Consider the following 2,688-nt stretch of genomic DNA (forward strand, 5'->3'; position numbering starts at 1 on the left):
GAATTTCGGGGCGCATATCAAAGTTACTTTCAACTTCTTCCTTTTTCTTTATTTAATCTTTGTTAAAACCTTTGCACCTATATTTAAACCTACACTATGCGATTTACCGCCCCAATCACGTTCATCATAATTATCCATATCAGCTAAAGTATCTGCAGTGAAAAGAAATTGTGCAAAATCAATCTTTCTAAACTGAGCACATGCTGCTAAAGCTGCACATTCCATTTCTACAGTTGACGCGCCTAACTGACGAAATTGTGCCACTTTTTTAGGCGTTTCTCTAAAGAAACCATCTGTTGTCCAAGTCGTTATCTCGTCATATTCTATATTTAGCTCAACTAAAATCTTTTCTACTTCCTTCAAAAATATAGAATCTAGTTCCACAAGTTGTCCAGGATTCATATAGTGAAAAGATGTCCCTTCATCTCGAATTGCACGTGTTGGAAGTAGCATCGCATTTTCAGGTAAATCTACTAAGGCACCTGCTGTTCCAATGGTTAACACCTTTTCTACTCCATAAGCAATTAGCCATTCAAGCAACTGTACAGCTGCCGGTGCTCCCAAGGGCGCTTGACACAAAGTGAAAAATTCGTTATTAATTTGAACTTCATAAATTTTAGGATTAAAAGAACATGACTCAAATTCACCTAAAGTACGGTGAAAATGGTGATCTAAAAATGCATTAATTTCTTTTTCCGGCACGAATGCGTAAAGCAATCTTGGATGAAACTGAAATGGCTCTTGATCATGATTTGGTTCAAGAACTGCATGCTTATTTTTGTCAAAGTCTAAAATGAATGGTTGTTTGTTCATATTTTACACTCCATTTTTAGTTGAAATATTATCATAAACTCGCTAATACCTGAGATCCAATATTCAAGCTAACGCTATATGAATCATGGCCCCAGTTACGTTTATCATAGTTATCCATATCAGCTAAACTATCGGCAGTAAACAAAATTTGTGCAAAACTTATATTTCTAAATTCTGCACAAGCAGCTAAAGCTGAGCACTCCATTTCTACAGTTTTTGCACCTAGTTTTTTAGCTTGCAAAACTTGATTAGGTGTTTCTCTAAAAAATCCATCTGTTGTCCAAGTTGTTCCCTCTTCATATTGGAAACCTAAATTTTTTATTTCATTCTCAACTCTTCTTACAAAATTTTTATCTAATGCAATAATCTTACTTGCTTCTTTGTAATAAAAGGATGTACCTTCTCCGCGAATCGCTCTTTGTGGAACAAATATCGTGTTTTCAAGCAGATCAGCCAGTGCTCCTGCATTTCCAACAGATAAAACTTGTTTAACTCCATAATTGATCAACCAATCCAAAAATTTAGTTGAAGCTGATGCTCCCACTGGGGCTTGACATAACGTAATTAGTTGATTATTGACTTCCACTTCATATACCTTAGGCCTAAACGAAACAGTTTTAAATTTGCCCAAAGTCTTATGAGAGTGCTTATCTAAAAAAGAGTTAATTTCATCATCTGGAACAAACGCAAAAAGCAATTTTTCATGAAACTTATACTGTAACTTTTCGACGCCAGGCTCTATTACAGCTTGTTTATTTAAATCAATATTTAAAATAAATGGTTCTTCATTCATGTGTATCCTCTCCCTTAAATATCCTCATTAAAACAGTCTCGAACCATCGCTAGTCCTCTACTTTAATATCATTCATCACAATTTCAACTTCATCGTCTAAATTCATCTGACTAGTAAAAGCATACTCGGGAATAAAACCAAGATAATCTTTTTCATTCCACCATGAGCGCATTTTTTCTTCACCAAAAGAATGTTCATGACGAGTTTTATGGCGTTTCATCGTTTCTTCAAACGGAATATCAAAATAATAGGCATAAATTTGATCACCAAAAAGCTGCTGAGATTTTTTGAATAAATCAGCATACCATTTCGCATTCAAGATACCTTCTAAAATAGTGTAAGAACAGTGATGATAACCATACTCAAGCAAGTTTTCTAATAATGGCAAAGCAAATGTCTTTTCTCCGTCTTTAACATTCAGCATTTCTCTTCTAACTGTATCTTGTGGAATCAATAGTGTATTGTGTGGCAATCGACGATGAATTTCTTTAGACAGTGTAGTTTTGCCACTGCCAGAGTTTCCTCGAATTATAATTAATTTTGATGTCATCATAGAAATCTTCACTTTCTTAAAACTAGTTCACTGCATCCCTAATTGTTGCAAACTTATCAAATGTATAATCTATACCATGAATTTTAACAATAGGCAGCATTTTCCCTTTTTGCCCCATCAATAATCCTGCAGAAGCGGCTAGCATGTCACAGATAGTTTCAACATTAGTTTTATCTTCATGCTGACTTTTTCTTAAACCAGAAATACCAGCATCAATTTTATCTACACCTGCACTAGTTAAAAACAAACCATTCGGCAGCCACCCGCCAATAAAGTTCTTAGATGTCTGCAGCTTCTTACCACTCTTATCACTGGTTTGATCAATGATAATTTGAATTAATCTTGGATCTTTTCGGGGTATTTGCTGATGCAAACGTAAGGCTAATTGACTTGGATTAATAGATTTTAAATCAACAAACAGACCTGCAGATTTAGAAATCAACTTAGAAGCAATACATAAAACATCATTATTATGTATAGTAAAAGCTTCTTTTTGAATTGTTTTAATTATGGTTCAGTATAAATTCTT

General features: G+C 34.3%; 3 protein-coding genes and 1 pseudogene. All 4 read right to left on the reverse strand.

Annotation, left to right across the window (positions count from 1 at the left end):
• Positions 1–48: 48 nt before the first annotated feature.
• Positions 49–813, reverse strand: coding sequence for a nucleoside phosphorylase (locus CP367_RS10455; protein ID WP_013086308.1), 765 nt, complete (start codon positions 811–813; stop codon positions 49–51).
• 31 nt (positions 814–844) lie between these two features.
• Positions 845–1,606 (reverse strand): nucleoside phosphorylase, encoded by a 762-nt coding sequence (locus CP367_RS10460; RefSeq protein WP_089146296.1) that lies wholly within the window; start codon positions 1,604–1,606, stop codon positions 845–847.
• Between the two features lie 49 nt (positions 1,607–1,655).
• Positions 1,656–2,156: a kinase gene (locus tag CP367_RS10465; protein WP_061204684.1), complete on the reverse strand. Its 501-nt coding sequence runs from the start codon at positions 2,154–2,156 to the stop codon at positions 1,656–1,658.
• Positions 2,157–2,181: 25 nt separating this feature from the next.
• A pseudogene (locus tag CP367_RS10470) lies at positions 2,182–2,670 on the reverse strand (coenzyme F420-0:L-glutamate ligase); the annotation flags it as partial.
• Positions 2,671–2,688 lie beyond the last annotated feature (18 nt).

It is taken from the genome of Lactobacillus sp. UMNPBX16 (assembly GCF_002553775.1).
In the GTDB taxonomy this organism is placed as follows: Bacteria; Bacillota; Bacilli; order Lactobacillales; family Lactobacillaceae; genus Lactobacillus; species Lactobacillus crispatus.

What these genes read in the sequence shown, in the direction of transcription:
- CP367_RS10465 (WP_061204684.1), bottom strand. Translation starts at nt 2,156, where the DNA reads ATGACATCAAAATTAATTATAATTCGAGGAAACTCTGGCAGTGGCAAA.
- CP367_RS10460 (WP_089146296.1), bottom strand. Translation starts at nt 1,606, where the DNA reads ATGAATGAAGAACCATTTATTTTAAATATTGATTTAAATAAACAAGCT.
- CP367_RS10455 (WP_013086308.1), bottom strand. Translation starts at nt 813, where the DNA reads ATGAACAAACAACCATTCATTTTAGACTTTGACAAAAATAAGCATGCA.